21 protein-coding genes and 1 pseudogene are annotated in these 18,334 nt (G+C 71.8%); 9 read left to right on the top strand and 13 right to left on the bottom strand.

Features of this window, described 5'->3' with window-relative positions; all coding sequences use genetic code 11:
• Window positions 1–25: 25 nt before the first annotated feature.
• Window positions 26–700: a lysoplasmalogenase gene (locus tag AB0Q90_RS09430; RefSeq protein ID WP_363164783.1), complete on the bottom strand. Its 675-nt coding sequence runs from the start codon at window positions 698–700 to the stop codon at window positions 26–28.
• Window positions 697–1,557 (bottom strand): sterol desaturase family protein, encoded by an 861-nt coding sequence (locus tag AB0Q90_RS09425; RefSeq protein ID WP_363164784.1) that lies wholly within the window; start codon window positions 1,555–1,557, stop codon window positions 697–699. The genes AB0Q90_RS09430 and AB0Q90_RS09425 overlap by 4 nt, the downstream gene beginning before the upstream one ends.
• A gap of 222 nt (window positions 1,558–1,779) precedes the next feature.
• Here AB0Q90_RS09425 and AB0Q90_RS09420 point away from each other — a divergent pair, with 222 nt between their 5' ends.
• From AB0Q90_RS09420 to AB0Q90_RS09400, 5 genes are all read left to right on the top strand, one after another.
• The gene (locus AB0Q90_RS09420; RefSeq protein ID WP_363164785.1) at window positions 1,780–2,763 is read left to right on the top strand and encodes a DEDDh family exonuclease; all 984 of its coding nucleotides are present in this window, start codon (window positions 1,780–1,782) and stop codon (window positions 2,761–2,763) included.
• A gap of 79 nt (window positions 2,764–2,842) precedes the next feature.
• The gene (locus AB0Q90_RS09415; RefSeq protein ID WP_363164786.1) at window positions 2,843–3,076 is read left to right on the top strand and encodes a hypothetical protein; all 234 of its coding nucleotides are present in this window, start codon (window positions 2,843–2,845) and stop codon (window positions 3,074–3,076) included.
• A gap of 48 nt (window positions 3,077–3,124) precedes the next feature.
• Window positions 3,125–3,919: an SURF1 family protein gene (locus AB0Q90_RS09410; RefSeq protein ID WP_363164787.1), complete on the top strand. Its 795-nt coding sequence runs from the start codon at window positions 3,125–3,127 to the stop codon at window positions 3,917–3,919.
• Window positions 3,920–3,966: 47 nt separating this feature from the next.
• Window positions 3,967–5,751, top strand: a complete 1,785-nt coding sequence (locus tag AB0Q90_RS09405) for a glycoside hydrolase family 15 protein (RefSeq protein ID WP_363164788.1) — start codon at window positions 3,967–3,969, stop codon at window positions 5,749–5,751.
• 5 nt (window positions 5,752–5,756) lie between these two features.
• A complete protein-coding gene (locus tag AB0Q90_RS09400; protein ID WP_363164789.1) occupies window positions 5,757–6,512 on the top strand; it encodes an SDR family oxidoreductase in 756 nt (251 codons plus the stop codon).
• Window positions 6,513–6,602: 90 nt separating this feature from the next.
• On the opposite strand, the gene amaP is transcribed toward AB0Q90_RS09400, so the two are convergent.
• Genes amaP through AB0Q90_RS09375 form a run of 5 tightly spaced genes read right to left on the bottom strand, consistent with a single transcriptional unit; the run spans window position 6,603 to window position 8,917 of the window.
• Window positions 6,603–7,190, bottom strand: a complete 588-nt coding sequence (gene amaP, locus AB0Q90_RS09395) for an alkaline shock response membrane anchor protein AmaP (protein ID WP_363164790.1) — start codon at window positions 7,188–7,190, stop codon at window positions 6,603–6,605.
• Entirely contained in the window at window positions 7,187–7,867 is a 681-nt protein-coding gene (locus tag AB0Q90_RS09390) for a DUF6286 domain-containing protein (RefSeq protein ID WP_363164791.1), read from the bottom strand. Before AB0Q90_RS09390 ends, amaP begins: the two co-directional genes overlap by 4 nt.
• Entirely contained in the window at window positions 7,864–8,229 is a 366-nt protein-coding gene (locus AB0Q90_RS09385; protein ID WP_363164792.1) for a hypothetical protein, read from the bottom strand. The genes AB0Q90_RS09390 and AB0Q90_RS09385 overlap by 4 nt, the downstream gene beginning before the upstream one ends.
• A gap of 5 nt (window positions 8,230–8,234) precedes the next feature.
• Entirely contained in the window at window positions 8,235–8,426 is a 192-nt protein-coding gene (locus tag AB0Q90_RS09380) for a hypothetical protein (protein ID WP_363164793.1), read from the bottom strand.
• 20 nt (window positions 8,427–8,446) lie between these two features.
• Window positions 8,447–8,917 (bottom strand): Asp23/Gls24 family envelope stress response protein, encoded by a 471-nt coding sequence (locus AB0Q90_RS09375; RefSeq protein ID WP_363164794.1) that lies wholly within the window; start codon window positions 8,915–8,917, stop codon window positions 8,447–8,449.
• 88 nt (window positions 8,918–9,005) lie between these two features.
• Here AB0Q90_RS09375 and AB0Q90_RS09370 point away from each other — a divergent pair, with 88 nt between their 5' ends.
• Window positions 9,006–9,728, top strand: a complete 723-nt coding sequence (locus tag AB0Q90_RS09370; protein ID WP_363164795.1) for a nucleopolyhedrovirus P10 family protein — start codon at window positions 9,006–9,008, stop codon at window positions 9,726–9,728.
• A gap of 18 nt (window positions 9,729–9,746) precedes the next feature.
• Here the strand turns inward: AB0Q90_RS09370 and AB0Q90_RS09365 are convergent, their stop codons facing one another.
• The 3 genes from AB0Q90_RS09365 to AB0Q90_RS09355 all read right to left on the bottom strand — a co-directional run bounded on the left by AB0Q90_RS09365 (window position 9,747) and on the right by AB0Q90_RS09355 (window position 12,801).
• Window positions 9,747–10,538 (bottom strand): enoyl-CoA hydratase/isomerase family protein, encoded by a 792-nt coding sequence (locus AB0Q90_RS09365; protein ID WP_363164796.1) that lies wholly within the window; start codon window positions 10,536–10,538, stop codon window positions 9,747–9,749.
• 107 nt (window positions 10,539–10,645) lie between these two features.
• Window positions 10,646–10,867 (bottom strand): helix-turn-helix domain-containing protein, encoded by a 222-nt coding sequence (locus AB0Q90_RS09360; RefSeq protein ID WP_004002281.1) that lies wholly within the window; start codon window positions 10,865–10,867, stop codon window positions 10,646–10,648.
• A 335-nt stretch (window positions 10,868–11,202) separates the two neighbouring features.
• Window positions 11,203–12,801 (bottom strand): ABC-F family ATP-binding cassette domain-containing protein, encoded by a 1,599-nt coding sequence (locus AB0Q90_RS09355; protein ID WP_363164797.1) that lies wholly within the window; start codon window positions 12,799–12,801, stop codon window positions 11,203–11,205.
• A 270-nt stretch (window positions 12,802–13,071) separates the two neighbouring features.
• Here AB0Q90_RS09355 and AB0Q90_RS09350 point away from each other — a divergent pair.
• Window positions 13,072–13,209: pseudogene (locus AB0Q90_RS09350) on the top strand (neutral zinc metallopeptidase); the annotation flags it as partial.
• 127 nt (window positions 13,210–13,336) lie between these two features.
• Complete coding sequence (locus AB0Q90_RS09345; RefSeq protein ID WP_363164798.1) at window positions 13,337–13,750, top strand: VOC family protein; 414 nt, start codon at window positions 13,337–13,339, stop codon at window positions 13,748–13,750.
• Here the strand turns inward: AB0Q90_RS09345 and AB0Q90_RS09340 are convergent.
• The 3 genes from AB0Q90_RS09340 to AB0Q90_RS09330 all read right to left on the bottom strand — a co-directional run bounded on the left by AB0Q90_RS09340 (window position 13,747) and on the right by AB0Q90_RS09330 (window position 17,303).
• The gene (locus AB0Q90_RS09340; RefSeq protein ID WP_363164799.1) at window positions 13,747–15,156 is read right to left on the bottom strand and encodes a hypothetical protein; all 1,410 of its coding nucleotides are present in this window, start codon (window positions 15,154–15,156) and stop codon (window positions 13,747–13,749) included. The genes AB0Q90_RS09345 and AB0Q90_RS09340 overlap by 4 nt on opposite strands.
• 160 nt (window positions 15,157–15,316) lie before the next feature.
• Window positions 15,317–16,444 (bottom strand): alpha/beta fold hydrolase, encoded by a 1,128-nt coding sequence (locus AB0Q90_RS09335; RefSeq protein ID WP_363164800.1) that lies wholly within the window; start codon window positions 16,442–16,444, stop codon window positions 15,317–15,319.
• A gap of 127 nt (window positions 16,445–16,571) precedes the next feature.
• Entirely contained in the window at window positions 16,572–17,303 is a 732-nt protein-coding gene (locus AB0Q90_RS09330) for a class II aldolase/adducin family protein (protein ID WP_363164801.1), read from the bottom strand.
• Between the two features lie 196 nt (window positions 17,304–17,499).
• Between AB0Q90_RS09330 and AB0Q90_RS09325 the strand changes: the two genes are divergently transcribed.
• Entirely contained in the window at window positions 17,500–18,252 is a 753-nt protein-coding gene (locus tag AB0Q90_RS09325; protein WP_363164802.1) for a lysozyme, read from the top strand.
• The last annotated feature ends 82 nt before the right edge of the window (window positions 18,253–18,334 follow it).

The raw sequence follows: 18,334 nt of genomic DNA, 5'->3' as shown, positions 1-18,334 counted from the left end.
CTTCTCCTGCGGTGTCGTGATGCGCTCAGGGGGTGGTCGAGCGCACCTCACCGTACGTCGCCGCAGGGCCAGGGCGCGCTTCGAGGGCCCTGAGTGTGCCGAAGACGATCAGGATCTGCGCCGCGATGTAGGTGAGCATGATCCAGAAATCGGGCCGGGGCAGCTGGGGCCAGTCGGCGACCCCGGTCGCGATCAGCATGTCGGAGAGCACGAAGAGCGCGCCCCCGAGTCCGGCGACCCGGCCGAACCGGCTGCCGACGCCGTACGCCATGGCGGTGAGCAGAAGGCTGTAGGCGGCGACCGGAATGCGGAGGTCTGCGGGCAGGTCCGGCCAGAGGAACGGAAGGGTGTTGGCCAGCACGACGCAGTAGACGACCAGCAGGAAGGAGTGGTGGGCGTCGGCCCGGCCGTGCTTCCTGGCCAGCGCGAGGTAGCAGACGTGCCCGGCCGCGAAGGAGGCCATCCCGGCGAGGAACGCGGGCTCCGCGTCGAACAGGAGCAGGGTGTCGCCGCCCCAGCCGAAGAGGAGCGCCACGACAAGGAGCCGGGGCGCCCCGGACAGGGCGGCGTAGGCGGCGAGCAAGGGCATCAGGAGCGGCTTGGCGACGGTGTGGCCGGGCTCGTGGTCCGCCACGAGGGAGCCGAGGTCGACGAGGGCGGCCAGGGCGAGGGCGAGGAGGAGGGCGCGTCTGGTGGTCACGCCGACACGGTCTCCTTCACGGGTTCGGCAGCGGGCTGCCAGCCCGGCCCGCGGAAGAGGTGCCCGGCCCGCGCGCGCCAACTCCCCGCCTTCTTGATGTCCTTGACGATCGCGACGTATTCATGAGTGGCGACCTTGATCGGGTTGAACGTATCAATGTTCTTGGTCAACCCGTAGACGGGCCGTTCGGTCTCGGCGACGAAGGAGCGGAAGAGCCGGTCCCAGACGATGAGGATGCCGCCGAAGTTGCGGTCCAGGTAGCCGCCCTGGGAGGCGTGGTGGACGCGGTGGTGGGAGGGCGTGTTGAACACGAACTCGAACCAGCGCGGCATCCTGTCGATGCGCTCGGTGTGGATCCAGAACTGGTAGACGAGGTTCGCCGAGGAGCAGAACGCGAGGGCCGCCGGGTGCACACCGCAGGCGATGAGCGGGACGTAGAACGGCCAGACGGTCAGGGACGTCCAGGGCTGGCGCAGCGCGGTGGTGAGGTTGAACTTCCGGCTGGAGTGGTGGACGACGTGGCAGGCCCACAGGATGCGGATGACGTGGTGGCCGCGGTGGGACCAGTAGTAGAAGAAGTCCTGCGCGAGGAGCATCAGCGGCACGGTCCACCACAGGACGGGCACCCGCAGGGGAGTGAGCTCGTAGATCGCCGTGTAGATCGCGACGATGGGGATCTTCCACAGGAGGTCGAAGACGAGACTGCCGAGCCCCATGCCGACGCTGGTCGCGGCGTCCTTCGTCTCATAGCCCGCCGCCTCCTCGTCGGGATGGAGCCGGACGCTGATCATCTCGATCACGGTGAGCAGGACGAAGGCGGGTATCGACCACAGCACGACATCGGGCAGGTTCGGCATGGTGGCACCGTAGAACCGCTGGTCGGCTGCGGCTAGACGTTGTTACTCACAAGTATTACCGGCGGTACGCGCTTACTTGTTGGTGATCTCCGCCAAACGCTCCGCCGGGATGGCGCGGTGGGGCCGGCAGTCGAACGGACAGGCGCGGCAGGGTACCTGACGGAGCACCGGCCCGGGCCCGCGGGACAGGGCTGTCAGTCCTGGCCCGTATCCTCAGGGACCATGCTCGATGACCACACGACCGCAGCGCCCTCCCCGACCGGGTGGCCGACCGCGTATCCGAAGGGATACGCGGTCGTTGACGTGGAGACCACCGGACTGGCCCGGGACGACCGGATAATCTCCGCGGCCGTCTACCGGCTGGACGCACGCGGCGAGGTCGAGGACCACTGGTACACGACGGTCAACCCCGAGCGCGACCCGGGCCCGGTGTGGATCCACGGTCTGACGAGCGACGTGCTGGAGGGTGCGCCCCTCTTCGCGGACATCGCCGAGGAGTTCTCCGCCCGCCTGGCGGACCGGGTGCTCGTCGCGCACAACGCCGTCTTCGACTGGCAGATGATCGCCCGCGAGTACGCGCGCGCGGAGCGCGAGGCCCCGGTGCGGCAGCGGCTGTGCACCATCGCGCTCTCCAAGGAGCTGGGCCTGCCGCTGCCCAACCACAAGCTGGAGTCGCTGGCGGCGCACTTCGGTGTCGTGCAGCAGCGGGCGCACCACGCGCTGGACGACGCGCGCGTGCTGGCGGAGGCGTTCCGGCCGAGCCTGCACGCCGCGGCCGCACAGAGCGTCCGGCTGCCGCTGCACGAGTGCCGGCCGCTGACCGAGTGGACGGACCGCGCCGTGCCCCGGCAGCAGGGGAGCTACGGCAGCTACCGGCCGACCAGTTGGCGCCCGTCCCGCAAAAGGCCCGCATGCCCCTATCCCAACCCGGGCCGGTACGAAGAGGGCAAAAGACTCAAGCAGGGCATGCGGGTCGCGTTCTCCGGCGACACCTCCATCGAGCGCGACCTCCTGGAGGACCGCGCGACCGAGGCCGGGCTCCATGTCGCCGGCAGCATCTCCCGGCTGACCAGCCTGCTCGTCACCAACGACCCCGACTCCGGCACGTCCAAGGTGGTCAAGGCCCGGCAGTACGGCACGCCGGTGGTCGACGAGGCGGCCTTCGGGCAGCTCCTCAGGGATGTCGAGCCGGCGTCGGAGGGATGACCGTACGGACGGGTGATTGCGCCGCGACTCGCCCGCCTCCGCCTCGCCCGCACCGCGCGGACGCCTCACCCTGTGGCGCATGGCGAACTGCGAAGTATGCGGCAACAACTACGGCATGACCTTCGAGGTGCACGCGCAGGGCGCGGTGCACGTCTTCGACTGCTTCTCCTGCGCGATCCACCGCATGGCTCCCATCTGCGAGCACTGTCGTGTGCAGATCATCGGCCAGGGCGTCGAGGTCGAGGGCCACTGGTACTGCGGCGCCCACTGCGCCCGCGCGGAGGGAAAGGTGGGCATCGTCGACCGCGTCTGACCACACCCCTGTGCGAACACCCCACGGTCCGAGTTGTACGGTCGTGGGGTGTACCGCTTCCTGTTGTCCCGGCAGTGGGTGATCCTCACGCTGGTCGCCCTCCTCCTCATCCCCACGATGATCAGGCTGGGCATCTGGCAGATGCACCGCTACGAGGAGCGCACCGACCGCAACCAGCTGGTCTCCGACGCGCTCTCCGCCGACCCGGTACCCGTGGAGACGCTCACCGCCCCCGGGCACACCGTCACCACCGACGAGCGGTACCGCACCGTCACCGCCAAGGGGCACTTCGACACCGACGACGAGGTCGTCGTCCGGCGTCGCACCAACTCCGACGACGAGGTCGGCTTCCACGTCCTGACCCCGTTCGTCCTCACCGACGGCAAGGTCCTGCTGGTCAACCGGGGCTGGATCCCCGCGGACGGCCCGAGCCAGACCGCGTTCCCGAAGGTCCCCGCACCGCCGAGCGGTGAGATCACCGTCACCGGCCGGCTGATGCCCGACGAGACGACCGAGGCCAGCGGCATCAAGAACCTCGAAGGCCTGCCCGACCGCCAGATCATGCTGATCAACAGCGAGCAGGAGGCGGACCGCCTGGACGCCCGTGTGCTCGGCGGCTACATCGTGCAGACGGAGCCCGAACCCAAGGGCGACACCCCGGAGCAGCTCGGCAAGCCCGGCAACGAGGACGCCGCGCTGAACTACGCGTACGCCATCCAGTGGTGGCTGTTCGCGGCGGGCGTCCCGGTCGGCTGGATGGTGCTGGTCCGGCGCGAGCTGCGCGACCGGCGTGAGCGGGCGGCCGAGAAAACGGCGGCGGAGGCCGAACCCGCCGCGGTGTGACCCGTACGGCCGGATTGCCCTGTCGTCCGCCCGGGAACCCGCTCCCCGTGCACCCCCGCATCGAGGACTACGCGCTCGTCGGCGACGAACAGACCGCTGCCCTGATCGGCACGGACGGCTCCGTCGACTGGCTGTGCCTGCCCCGCTTCGACTCGGCCGCCTGCTTCGCCAAGCTGCTCGGCGACGAGGAGAACGGCCACTGGCGGATCGCCCCCACGGGCGCCGACCGCTGCACCCGGCGCGCCTACCGGACCGACACCCTCGTCCTGGACACCGAGTGGGAGACCGACGAGGGCGCCGTGCGCGTCACCGATCTGATGCCGCAACGGGACCGCGCCCCCGACCTCGTCCGGATCGTCGAGGGCCTGCGCGGCGAGGTGACCGTCCGCAGCCTGCTCCGGCTGCGCTTCGACTACGGCTCGATCACCCCGTGGATGCGCCGCGCGGACGGCCACCGGGTCGCCGTCGCGGGCCCGGACTCGGTGTGGCTGCGCAGCGAACCGGAGGTGCGCACCTGGGGCGAGGACCACTGCACGTACTCGGAGTTCACCGTCTCCGCGGGCGAACAGGTGGCGTTCGTCCTCACCTGGCATCCCTCGCACGAGCCGCGCCCGCCGCTCGTCGACCCCTACGAGTCGCTGCACGCCAGCGTCGCGGACTGGCGGGCCTGGGTCTCCCGCTGCCGCTACGACGGCCCGCACCGGGACGCCGTGATCCGCTCCCTGATCACCCTCAAGGCCCTCACCTACTCCCCCACCGGTGGCATCGTCGCCTCGGCCACCACCTCGCTCCCCGAGGAGCTGGGCGGGGTGCGCAACTGGGACTACCGCTATTGCTGGCTGCGCGACTCCACCCTCACCCTCGGCGCACTCCTGGCGGCCGGATACCAGGAGGAGGCCGAGGCCTGGCGCAACTGGCTGCTCCGCGCGGTCGCGGGCGACCCGGCCGACCTGCAGATCATGTACGGCCTGGCGGGCGAACGGCGGCTGCCGGAGGCCGAGCTGCCGTGGCTGTCCGGCTTCGCCGGCACCGGCCCCGTACGGACCGGCAACGACGCGGTGAAGCAGCTCCAGCTCGACGTGTACGGCGAGGTCATGGACTCGCTGTCGCTGGCGCGGAGTTCGGGCCTGCCCTCCCGGCCGCACATGTGGGCACTCCAGGTCGCCCTCATGGACTTCCTGTGCACGGCGTGGCGGCAGCCGGACGAGGGGCTGTGGGAGGTGCGCGGGGGCCGCCGTCAGTTCGTCCACTCCAAGGTGATGGTGTGGGTGGCCGCGGACCGGGCGGTGCGCGCCGTGGAGGGCAACCCGGACCTGGACGGCGACCTGGACGCCTGGCGTGCCCTGCGCGACGAGGTGCACCGCGAGGTGTGCGAGCGCGGCTACGACCCCGAGCGGAACACCTTCACCCAGTACTACGGTTCGCGCGAGCTCGACGCCTCGCTGCTGCTCGTCCCGCGCGTCGGCTTCCTGCCGCCGGACGACCCGCGGGTGGTCGGCACGGTCGACGCGATCCGCGACGAGCTGGGCCACGGCGGCTTCCTGCGCCGCTACAGCGCCGAGGAGACGGTCGTCGACGGGCTGCCGGGCGGCGAGGGCACCTTCCTGGTCTGCTCGTTCTGGCTCGCGGACGCCCTGCACATGACGGGCCGTACGAAGGAGGCCCGGGAGCTGTTCGAACGGCTCGTCGGGCTCGGCAACGACGTGGGCCTGCTGTCCGAGGAGTACGACCCGGTGCCGGGCCGGCAGCTCGGCAACTTTCCGCAGGCGTTCAGCCATATCGGCCTGGTGAACACGGCCCTCGCCCTGTTCGGGGAGGAGGGGGCAGGATAGGGGCCATGGATCTTGGACTGAAGGACCGGGTGTACGTCGTCACCGGCGCCACGCGCGGGCTGGGCAACGCCACCGCGCGCGAGCTCGTCGCCGACGGCGCGAAGGTGGTCGTGACCGGCAGGGACGAGAAGCGTGCCGCCGCGGCGGCGGCCGAGCTGGGGCCGGATGCGGTCGGGGTGGCCGTCGACAACGCCGATCCCGAGGCGCCGGCCCGGCTGATCGCCGCCGCGCGGGAGCGGTTCGGCGGCTTCGACGGCATCCTCATCAGCGTCGGCGGGCCGCCGGCCGGGTTCGCCGCCGACAACACGGACGAGCAGTGGCAGGGCGCGTTCGAGTCCGTGTTCCTCGGCGCGGTGCGGCTCGCGCGCGCGGCAGCGGCGGAACTTGAGGAGGGCGGCGTCATCGGGTTCGTGCTCTCGGCGTCGGTGCACGAGCCGATTCCGGGGCTGACGATCTCGAACGGGCTGCGGCCCGGGCTCGCCGGGTTCGCCAAGTCCCTTGCGGACGAGCTGGGGCCGCGGGGGATCCGGGTCGTGGGGGTGCTGCCTTCGCGGATCGACACGGATCGCGTGCGCGAGCTGGACGGGATGTCGGCGGACCCGGAGGCCACGAGGGCTGCGAACGAGTCCCGTATTCCGTTGCGGCGGTACGGGACCCCGGAGGAGTTCGGGCGGGTGTCGGCGTTCTTGCTGTCTCCGGCCGCATCCTATTTGACGGGGGTCATGTTGCCTGTGGACGGCGGGATGCGTCACGGGTTCTGAGCACCATTGCCGAGTGCGGGTGTGCGGGGGCTGATCGCGCCCACGCGGCGGAGCCGCATATCGACACAGCCCCGCGCCCCTGAGGGCGCTTCAACTGACCCTTTCTGCACGGTGCTTGGCGCCCTTCAGCCTGACCTCTGCCGGTAGTGACTCCAGGCCCGCCGACTGGCGGGCGTGGGTCAGGGCCTGGTCCGTGAGGTCAGTCAGTGCCGTCCCGGGGTCCACATGCGGTTCCAGCAGGAGGCGTACGCGGACCTCGGGGGCCGCCCGCCGGCCGGTCAGCCGGGCCTGTGCCCGCTGCACTCCGTCCATCCCGGCCGCCTCACCCGCGAGTACGCCCTCCAGAGCCCGGCCCCGCAGCAGCGCGCCCTCGCCGTCGCCGGTGTCGACCAGGACCTCGGAGAGCCGGCGGCGGCGCAGGACCGCGGTCAGCCACCACAGGGCGAGCAGGACGAGGGCGGCCAGTACGGCGAGGACGGTAGGCCACCACCAGCCGTCGCCCTCCCAGCGCGTCCGCTCGGAGTCGTTGAGCAGCACGTCGTCCCGGCCGTCGTGGATCCACCACGAGGGAGCCGGGGCCCCGAGCCCCACCGCGAGCACCGCGCCGCCGATGACGAGCAGCACCAGGCCGATGATGCCGAGCAGCACCCGGTTGACGGTCCTCAGCACCGTGCTCACCCCTTCTTTCCGGGCCGCCGCACATGCACCGACAGCGCGGGCGGCCGGCTCAGGCCCAGTCCGCGGATCGCGTCGGCGAGCGTGGCGTCCAGGTCGGCGCGTACGTCGTCCAGGTCGCGGAAGTGGGAGAGCGCGCGGACGTCGGCGCGGGCCCGCCCCATGCGCACCCGCACCGACTGCACACCGGCGATCTCCATGGCCCGGTCGCGCAGCACCAGGGCGGCGGCGTCCCGGTCGAGCCCGGCGCGTACGTCGGGGTGGGTGCGGCGCATCGGCAGCAGGGAGCGCAGGCCGGGGGTGGTGGCCAGGACGATCAGCCACAGGCCGAGGGCCGCGGCGACACCGGCGCCGACGAGCACCCAGGTGTCGTCCAGGGGCCGTTCGGCGAGCTGCCGGGCCAGGTCACGGCGCCAGGCCATGGCGGGCCGGTCGGCGCGCACGGCGGCGATGTCGTACAGGAACAGGCCGGCGACGGCCAGGAGCAGCAGCGCGACGAGGGCGGCCGGGACGCGGCGGGCCGACCAGAAGCGGCCGTTCGAGCCGCCCTCCCCTTCGAGTACGGGCGGGGGGTCGTAGGCCGCGGCCGAAGCGGACTGGTCGAGCGTGTCCGTACCGGCCGCCTGTTCAACGACCGGCAGCCATTGTGTGGTGCCGTCGGAGCCCTGGGGCTCGCTCATCGCGTCCTCCCCTGTGCCACGTGCGCCGGGTGCAGCCGCTCGACCTGTACGGCGACCTCCGGCACCTCCATGCCCACCAACGCGCCTACCCGTTCGGTGACATGGCGACGCACGGCGGCGCAGCGGGCGCCGATGTCGGTGGGGTAGTCGAGTTCGAGGTGGACGCGGACGCGGGCCGTTTCATGGTGGACGACCACGTTGGCGTGCGGGGGTGACACCTCGGCGGGCAGGGGGGCGAGGGCCTCGCGGGCCGCCTGGGAGGCGATCTTCGCCACGACGCGGTCGGCGATCCGGGTGGCTCCGCGCTCACCGGGCGGAACGACGGTCAGGGGTCTGCGGAGGGCACCGGGATCGACGGTCACCTAGGTCACCGCCGGTCGTTCCGGTCGCCGCGGGTGCGGAAGAAGTCGCCCGGCTCCAGGTCCCCCTCCAGGAACCGGCCGACGACGAAACCGATGGCGCCCAGGGCAGCCACCAGCAGAAAGGCGCCGAACCCGCCGAAGTATCCGGCGAAGCCCAGTGCCATGCCGGCGATCATGCCGACAACGGCCATGCTCATGGTGCGCTCCCCTCACCGGGTCACTGGATCCGGGGTTCGGCTTCCTCTTCCTCTTCCTCGGGCAGCTTCACGTCGCTCACCGCGATGTTGACCTCGACGACCTCCAGGCCGGTCATCCGCTCCACCGCCGAGACGACGTTCTCCCGCACGGCCCGCGCCACGTCGGCGATGGACACGCCGTAGTCGACGACGATCTCCAGGTCGAGCGCGGTCTGCACCTCGCCGACCTCGGCCTTCACACCGCGGGTGACGGACTTCGAGCCGCCCGGCACCCGGTCCCGCACCGCGCCGAAGGTGCGGCTGAGCCCGCTGCCCATCGTGTGCACGCCGACGACGTCGCGCGCGGCCAGGCCGGCGATCTTCTCCACGACGCCGTCGGCGATGGTGGTCCGGCCCCGGGTCGCCGGGTCGCCGCCACCGCGCCTGACGGCCTTGCGGGTGGGTACGGCCGGCTCCTGCTCGGCCTCGGGCTTCTGTGTCGTGTCACTCATCGCCGTACGTCCCTTTCGGTTCGTCGTCCTTCGACCACGGTAAGTGCGGTTGCTCCGTCGCGCCCCAGGGATGCGGCAGGCTGGAGGAATGACGGCAGACGGATGGACGCGGACTGTGCGGCATCAGCTGGGGCTCGGCAGGCTGCTGCCGCTGGGCGGGCCGCGTGACGGTGCCTGGATCTCCGAGTGGGCGGCCGCGGGGGTGCTGCGCCGGGCGGCGGACGGTGTGCCAGGGGTACGGCTGGATGCGCTGCGGATCGCGCTCACCGACCCGTCGGACGCGCACGAACCCGTCGTACCGCCGCCGCCGAGCGCGCTGCCGCCCGGGCCCTTGCGGGTGACGGCGGACTTCGCGGCGACTGCGGCGGAGCCGCTGCCGACGACGGCCGCCCAGCTGCGGGAGGCGCTCGCGGACGCGGCGGACCGGGGGCTGGGGCTGACGGTCACGGACGTGGATCTACAGGTGACGGCCCTGCTGGAGGAGGCTGCGGAGGCCGTTCCGGTACGGCCGCAGGAGCCGCGGCGGGCCGGGAAGCCCGCGGACGCCGACGAGGCCCGCGTCGCCAAGGCCGCGCTCGGGGTTCCGGGCGTGGTCGGGCTGACGGGGGCGCTGGGCGGACTGGCCCGGCCGGTGCACATCGAGGAGCGGGGCGGCCGGGGTGCCGCCCTGCCGGGCCGTCATGTGCGAGTGGAGATCGCGGTGGACGCGGACCACCGGGCCGTGGTGGTGGCCCGTGCGGTCCGCGCGAAGGTGACGAAGGCGCTGCCGGATCACCCGACGGTGGCCGTACTGGTGACCGCCGTCGAGTGAGTGCTCAGGGGTGGGTGTTCACTCCCCCAGGCCGGCCAGGTCCCGCAGACGGCGCGCCTGGGCCGCGCGCTCGGCGACGCGCTGGTCCTCGTACGTGCGGTCCGACGCGCCGCGCAGCAGGGCCTTGGTCTCGATGACGGCGTCGCGCGGCGCGGCCAGGAGGGCGCCGCTGAGGTCCCGTACCGCGTCGTCGAGCTGGTCCGCGGGCACGGCGACGTTCACCAGGCCGGTGTTCACGGCCTCCTCGGCCATGACGAAGCGCCCGGTGGCGCAGATCTCCAGCGCCCGGGCGTATCCGACGAGTCCGACCAGGGGGTGCGTGCCCGTCAGGTCCGGCACCAGGCCGAGGCTGGTCTCGCGCATGGCGAACTGCACGTCGTCCGCGACGACGCGCAGGTCACAGGCGATTGCGAGTTGGAAGCCCGCCCCGATGGCATGCCCCTGCACGGCGGCGATGGACACGAGGTCGCTACGCCGCCACCAGGTGAACGCCTCCTGGTACTCGGCGATGGTCGCATCGAGGTCGGCGTCGCTGCCGCGCGCGAGATCGATGAACGACGGCTCGCCGTCGAAGCCCTCCGGCGTGAACGCCTGCCGGTCGAGCCCGGCCGAGAAGGACTTGCCCTCGGCACGCAGCACGACCACCCGGACGCTTCCGGGCAGCAGCCGACCGGCCTCGGTCAGCGCCCGCCACAGAGCGGGGCTCTGCGCGTTGCGCTTGTCGGGGTTGGTCAGCGTCACCGTGGCGATGGCGTCGTCAACGGTGAGCCGTACGCCGTCCTTGTCGAGTACCGGGTCGAGCGAAGCCATGGGTGCCTCCGATGCTGTGCGGTCAGCTAAGTGACTGCACAGTAACCACCCGGCCGATCAGCGGACCGACCGGGTGGCCACCATCGAAGCCGATGGGCCGCCCGGGCTCAGGACGATGCGGCCTTCTTGCCCCGCGTCGCCCCGCCACGCCCACGAAGCGTGACGCCCGACTCGCTGAGCATCCGGTGTACGAAGCCATACGAGCGGCCGGTCTCTTCGGCCAGCGCCCGGATGCTCGCACCGGAGTCGTACTTCTTCTTCAGGTCTGCCGCGAGCTTGTCGCGCGCGGCGCCGGTAACCCGGCTGCCCTTCTTCAGAGTCTCGGCCACCCGTGCCTCCTCATGGGAAGTGCGCTCTGGTCCCCTCATGATCACCCCTCCGGGGCTTCATGGCCACCCATTCGGCAAGGTCCGTAAGACACGGTTTTGACGACAGGAGCAGGTCCGCACATGCGGAATCAAGGGTTCCGCACAGTCGCATCCGTACCGCCGAACGGGTTCTTTCACGAAGTGCCAGGTCAGGGACGCACCACGGCCGAGCCCTTGTCGACAAAGGGCTCGGCCGTGAAATGGATGTAGGACGCACGCCGGTACGAGGAGATCTCACACAGATGATGGATCACGGATCGGCCGAATGATCCATACGCAGTGGATCAACCATTCGATCAAGCCAGGGCGACGAGATCCGCGTAGTCCGCGCCCCACAGGTCCTCGACGCCGTCCGGCAGCAGAATGATCCGCTCCGGCTGGAGCGCCTCGACGGCACCCTCGTCGTGGGTGACCAGGACGACCGCGCCCTTGTAGGTGCGCAGCGCGCCGAGGATCTCCTCGCGGCTGGCGGGGTCGAGGTTGTTGGTCGGCTCGTCTAGGAGCAGCACGTTCGCCGAGCTGACCACCAGGGTGGCCAGCGCCAGCCGGGTCTTCTCGCCACCCGACAGGACACGGGCCGGCTTGTCCACGTCGTCGCCGGAGAACAGGAACGAGCCCAGCACCTTGCGGACCTCGACGAGGTCCATGTCGGGCGCCGCCGAGCGCATGTTCTCCAGGACCGTGCGGTCGGCGTCCAGGGTCTCGTGCTCCTGGGCGTAGTAGCCGATCTTCAGGCCGTGGCCGGGGACGACCCCGCCGGTGTCGGGCTGCTCGACGCCCGCCAGGAGCCTCAACAGGGTGGTCTTTCCGGCGCCGTTGAGACCGAGGATGACCACCCTCGACCCCTTGTCGATGGCCAGGTCCACATCGGTGAAGATCTCCAGCGAGCCGTACGACTTCGACAGGCCCTCGGCGGTCAGCGGGGTCTTGCCGCAGGGCGCGGGCTCGGGGAAGCGGAGCTTGGCGACCTTGTCCTGCACCCGCACCGCTTCGAGGCCGGCGAGCAGCTTGTCGGCCCGCCTGGCCATGTTCTGCGCGGCGACCGTCTTGGTGGCCTTGGCGCGCATCTTGTCGGCCTGCGAGTGAAGGGCCGCGGCCTTCTTCTCGGCGTTCTGCCGCTCGCGCTTGCGGCGCTTCTCGTCGGCCTCGCGCTGCTGCTGGTAGAGCTTCCAGCCCATGTTGTAGACGTCGATCTGGGAGCGGTTGGCGTCCAGGTAGAAGACCTTGTTGACGACCGTCTCGACCAGGTCGACGTCGTGGCTGATGACGATGAAGCCGCCGCGGTAGGTCTTGAGGTAGTCGCGCAGCCAGATGATCGAGTCGGCGTCGAGGTGGTTCGTCGGCTCGTCGAGCAGCAGCGTGTCCGCGTCCGAGAACAGGATCCGGGCCAGCTCGATACGGCGGCGCTGACCGCCGGAGAGCGTGTGCAGGGGCTGGCCCAGCACCCGGTCGGGGAGGTTGAGCGCGGCGGCGATGGTGGCGGCCTCGGCCTCGGCGGCGTAACCGCCCTTGGTGAGGAACTCCGTCTCCTGGCGCTCGTACTGCTTGAGCGCCTTCTCGCGGGTGGCGCCCTGGCCGTTGGCGATGCGCTGCTCGTTGTCGCGCATCTTGCGGATCAGGACGTCCAGGCCGCGCGCGGACAGGATGCGGTCGCGGGCGAGCACGTCGAGGTCGCCGGTGCGCGGGTCCTGCGGCAGATAGCCGACCTCGCCGGAGCGGGTGATGGTGCCGCCGGCGGGGATGCCCTCGCCGGCCAGGCACTTGGTGAGGGTGGTCTTGCCGGCGCCGTTGCGGCCGACCAGGCCGATGCGGTCGCCCTTGGCGACACGGAAGGTGGCGGACTCGATAAGGACGCGCGCACCGGCGCGCAGCTCGATACCGGAGGCGGAGATCACGGACAGACTCCAGGGCGGGTTGGTGGCGGGATGGGCGGCTGAGGACGTTCCCGCCGTCTAATGCGCGAGGAGAATGGCCATGCGGCCAGTCTAACGGGGGCGTGCAAGCAGTTTTCGGCCGCCGGGGGCCTCGCCGCCGGGGGGCCTGTGGTGCGGGGTGATCCGGCCCACGTCGTCCACCGCGATGAGCTGGGACGTCCGGGCCGTCCCCCCGCGGGGCCGGGAGACGGGGAGCGTCGTCCCTCGTGACGCACGGCACGTTCCGGCGTGAAATTCGGTGCCTCCGGCCGGCCGTTCGCGCAGGCGTACGCGGTGGCGCACGAGTACGGGCACCATGTGCAGGACCTGACGGGGACCCTGAGCCGGTCGCAGGACGGGCGGACGGGGGCGAACAGCAACGCGGTACGAGGGCTTCGAGACCGGCGACATGGCACGGTGCACACCTTCCGCTGAGACGCCGGGGCGTTGTCAGTGGCGGCTGCAAGACTGGCGACAGGTGGGAATTCCGGCAGTTGACCACGAGGGAGTGATCGGCATGGCAGGGACGGACGGCGGGCGCCCCAGCATCTGCCCGACGCTGTTGTACGCGGACGCGCGGGCGGCGATCAAGCAGCTCACGGAGGCCTTGGGGTTCACCGAACTGACGGTGTACGAGGGCGAGGACGGCTCGGTGTTCCACGCCGAGCTGGCCCAGGGCAACGGCGCGATCATGCTCGGTTCCAAGGGCCGCGGCGGCGTCTTCGACACGGCGATGAAGGGCGCGGGCCCCGCGGGGGTGTACGTCGTCGTGGACGACGTCGACGCACATCACCGGCGCGCCGTGGAGCACGGCGTGGAGATCCTGATGCCCCCGACGGACCAGGACTACGGCTCCCGGGACTACATGGCCCGGGACGCCGAGGGCAACATCTGGAGCTTCGGCACGTACGCGCCGGAGATCGGCGGCTAGATCCCGCCCGTGTGCACCTGGAAGGCGGCGCGGCGTACCGCCTTGGCCAGGGCCGGGTCGGGGTGGGCCGCGGCGAGCGCCACCAGGACCTGCACCGTGCGCGGGTGGCCGACGGCGCGGACCTCGTCCAGGAGGGCGGGCACGGTCGGCTGCACCGCGGACTCCAGGTGCCGGACGAGCATGGGGGCCTCGCCGTGGTCGGCGACCGCGGCGGCGGTGTCGACCCAGAGCCAGGTGGCCTCTTCCCGGGTGAGCACCTCGTGGGCGTCCTCGGGGTCGATCCCGTCGTGCTCGGCCAGCCACAGCAGGGCGTACGGCCGCAGCGTGCCGTCGTCGACGACGGCACGTACGTCGGGCTCGGCGGGCGCACCGACGACGCGCAGCGCCTCGAAGGCGAGTCCCCGCAGCAGGGCGTCCTCGCCGCGGGCGGCGTTGATCAGCTCGGTGACGGCGCTGCCGACAGGGCGGGCGGCGAGCCAGGCGCGGTACTCGGCGCGGGCGGCGTTGGGGCGGAGCTGGGCGCAGCCGCGGAGCATGCCCTCGGCGGCCTGCTCGATGTTCCCGGCGGGGCTCTGCGCGGCGACGCAGATCTGCTCCAGCTTGACCCAGACCGCCCAGTTTCCGAGCGGGGTGAGCGTGGCCTGGCCGTCGCCGTAGGTCAGGGCGCCGACGGAGGCGAGGGCGTGCAGGGCCCAGTCGAGGAGGGGGGCGAGGGGGGTGTCCTCGGTCTCCGCTTCCGCCGCTCCCTGAACGGGCTCGGGCTGCGGCCCGTATGGGATCTCGCAGCGCTCGGTGCGCAGTTCGGTGACTCGCTGCTCCAGCAGGTCGAGGAGTTGCGCCACGGGCACGGGTCCGGCGGACAGCTGGAGGAAGGAGAGCACCTGGGGCATGGCCGAGACGACCTCGGCGACGCCGGCGGGCTCGTGGTCGGCGGGCTCCGGATGGGCGAGCGACCAGGCGTCGAAGAGGGCGACCCAGCCGCGCAGTACGGCGCTGTCGTCGCGGTTCCAGGCGCGCAGCCGCCAGCCGGGGCGGGCGCTGTCGCCGTGCACCTCGATCAGACCGGCGAGGCGTGCGGTGTCCCAGTCGGCGCGAACCTGAGCCGTGGTCAGACCCAGGTCGGCGGCTGCCCGTTCGGCGGTCGCGTCGGAGAGGGTGCCCTTGCCGTCGGCGCTCGCGCCGTCGCGGCCGGGGCGCAGGGCGGCGTCGGCCCAGCGGGCGACACGGGCCGCGGCGGCCAGGCCGGAGCGCGCCATTCCGGCCAGTTCCGCGGGGGCCGGCGTGCCCTCCGGGGGGCGGGGTGCGGGGCGGCGCGGGCGCCGCTGGTTCACAGCTCTGGGGGCGGCGGCCAGGGGTCGCGGGCGGACGAGTCGAAGCCTGGAGTCGCGCGGGATACGGGACGTCACGGGTGCAGTCTTCCGGTTGACGGTCCGAAAACCCAAACGGAATGTCACGAGGGGCGACGGGGATGGCCAACGCACGGGGTTCCGCGGACGGCCGGGAACCGATAACAGGCCAGTCGTACGGGGTTAAACGGAACCTATGGGACCGGGGCGGGAGGGAAGCTCACATGAGGGGGGTCAGGAATCGGCGCAGGGACTCCTCGTAGGCCCTGGGGTCGGCGTTCCACATGGCTCCGTGCGGGGCGTGCTTGACCGTGTGCAGGGAGACCAGTCGGGAGCGGGCGTCGGCCAGGCGGCGGGAGAGGGCCCAGGGGGCGACCGTGTCGTCGGGGCCGTGGAAGATCAGGGTCGGCACGGTGAGCCGGTCGGGGAGGCCGTCGGGGGCGGCGTGCTCGCCGTAGAGGCCGGTGCGGCCCTGTGCGGCGCGGACCGCGAGCGGGAGCAGGGGGCCCGGGGCGCGGCGGGCGGTGGCCAGGGCCCGCAGTGTGGTCTCCCAGCTGAGGACCGGGGAGTCCAGGACGAGGCCCGAGACACGGTCGCGCAGGCCGGAGTGTGCGGCGGCGCGCAGGGCCATCGTCGCGCCGGTGGACCAGCCGAGCAGGACGACCTGTTCGGCGCCGTAGCGGACGGCGTAGCGGATCGCCGCGTCCAGGTCGCGCCACTCGGTCTCGCCGAGGTGGTTCAGGCCGTCCGGGGAGCGGGGTGCGCCGAGGTCGCCGCGGTAGGCGAGGGCGAGCACCGGGAAGTGGCGGTCGGTGAGGAACCCCATGAGGTTCATGGCGAGTTCGCGGGTGGCGCCGAGGCCGTGCACGGCGATGACCCAGGTGGTGCGGGTCCCGGGCACGAACCATGCGGGCAGCGGGCCGAGTTCGCCGGGGATGTCGACGTCGGCGTGGTCCAGGCCGAGGGCGCTGTCCGGGTTGCCGACGTAGAGGTTCGGGGTGAACCAGACGCGGTCGCCGGGGGCGAGGCTGCCGTGCGTGACGCGTTCCAGGCGGCGTACGACGGTGTCGGCGGTGTGGGTCGCCGTGCCGAGGACGGGGCCGACGACCGCGTGGGAGCCGTCGCCGGCGAGGCCGTAGGTGCCGGGGCGCAGGGCGGCCAGGTCGCGGGTGAGCGTGACCTGGCCCGCGGCCGTGCCGTGCACGGTGAGCCGGGGTTCGCCGGGCAGTGGCCGGCCCGCCGGCACCTTGAGCGCGGCGTCGCTGGCGAACCGGCCGGCGGCAACGCTGGCTGCGCCGGCGGCGAGGGCCACGGTGACGGCAGCGGCCGTCGCTTTGACTGTGCGCACGGATCCAGTGTCCTGGCGGACCCGGCCACCGGCCAGTGGGAGGGCCGGCGGGGGTGACGGCGAAGACGGGAGACGGCCCGGCGCCGCCGGGGTGGCGTGGGGTGGCGCAACGCTGTGGCGCAAGGGGTCAGCCCCGCTGGCCGTATCCCCGCAGCTTCTCGCCCGCCTCTGTCAGCTGGTTCTCGGACAGCAGTGACGGGGACAGGCCCGGGACGGAGGACGCCGTGAGCCAGACGTGGCACATCCACTCCAGCTGGGCCGTCCGGTCGTAGGCCTGGGAGAGGGTCGCGCCGTGGGCGATCGTGCCGTGGTTCTGGAGGAGGCAGGCGGTGCGGCCGGCGAGGGCCCGCAGCATGTTCTCGGCCAACTCCTCCGTGCCGTAGGTCGCATAACGGGCGACTCGGACGGGGCCGCCGAGGGCGCCGGTCATGTAGTGGATCGCCGGCAGCTCGGGGACGAGGGTGGAGACGGCCGTGGCGTGCACGGCGTGGGTGTGGACGACGGCCCGGGCGTCGGTGGCGCCGTAGACGGCCAGATGCATGGGCAGTTCGCTGGTGGGCCGGAGCGTGCCGAGCACCTGACGGCCCGCCAGATCGACGCCGGTCACGTCCTCCGGTGCGAGCCGGTCGTAGGGCACTCCCGACGGTGTGACCAGGACCGTGTCGCCGACGCGCACCGAGACATTGCCGGAGGTGCCGACGACCAGTCCGTCGGACACGGTCCGGCGGGCCGTAGCGACGAGCTCCTCCCAGGCGCGCGCCTCCTCGGGGCGCACACTCCTTCGCCACGGCTCCCGCACTTCCTGTGCGTGCTCCCGCGCATCCCCCGCGTCCCGCCGGTCCCCTCGCTGCTCAGCCATGCGGCGATCCTGCCAGGCCCGCCCCCGAACGGCCCTCGGGCGAGGGCACTTTAGGACGGAAGCCGGACCTCCGGAAGAGCGCATATCCGCAGATATCACCCTCTCCAGGCGCTTGGCCGGAGATCGACGAGCATTCCTTCACCTTCCAGTACTCTCTGGGGGATTTGTCGTGCACGTCGCCATTCCGGGGGGAAATATGGCTCGTGATCGCAAACCGTCCCGTCACCGTTCCCGCTTGATCGCGGTCTCCGTGGCGGCGCTCACCCTTGGGGCAACCGCCCTGGTCGAGACTCCGGCCGCGGCAGCCGGCAAGCCCAAGGGTCATGACGTCTCGTCCCATCAGAAGAACGTCGACTGGCAGCGGGCGAAGTCCAAGGGCGCCAGGTTCGTCTACGTCAAGGCGACCGAGTCCCACACCTACCGCAACCCGTACTTCAACCAGCAGTACAACGGCTCCCGCAACGCGGGCCTGGTCCGCGGGGCCTACCACTTCGCGCTGCCGAACAAGTCGTCGGGCAGGACCCAGGCGCAGCACTTCGTGCGCAACGGCGGCGGCTGGAGCGCGGACGGCTGGACTCTGCCGCCCGCTCTCGACATCGAGTACAACCCGTACGACAAGAAGCACAAGTGCTACGGCCTGAGCAGGACGAAGATGGTCAAGTGGATCAGGTCGTTCAGCAACGAGGTGCAGCGGCTGACCGGCCGCCACCCGGTGATCTACACGACCACCCACTGGTGGAACACCTGCACCGGCGGCAGCGGCGCCTTCGCGTCCGACCACGCGCTGTGGATCGCCCGCTACAACTCGACGAGCGCGGGCACCCTGCCGGCCGGCTGGGGGATGTGGACCTTCTGGCAGTACGACAACGGCAGCGGCAGCCTGCCGGGTGACCAGAATCTCTTCAACGGGTCGATGACCCAGCTCAGGAAGTTTGCCCGAGGCTCCTAACCCTTGGGGCGCCTGGGCCGTGCGCGGCCGCGCGGACCGAGTGGAGGAGCAACCCCCTCATCCGGACACCGTGCGGCCCGTC

It is taken from the genome of Streptomyces sp. NPDC079141 (genome assembly GCF_040686775.1).
Classification (GTDB): Bacteria; Actinomycetota; Actinomycetes; order Streptomycetales; family Streptomycetaceae; genus Streptomyces.
This window is presented reverse-complemented; position numbering and strand designations above follow the sequence as displayed.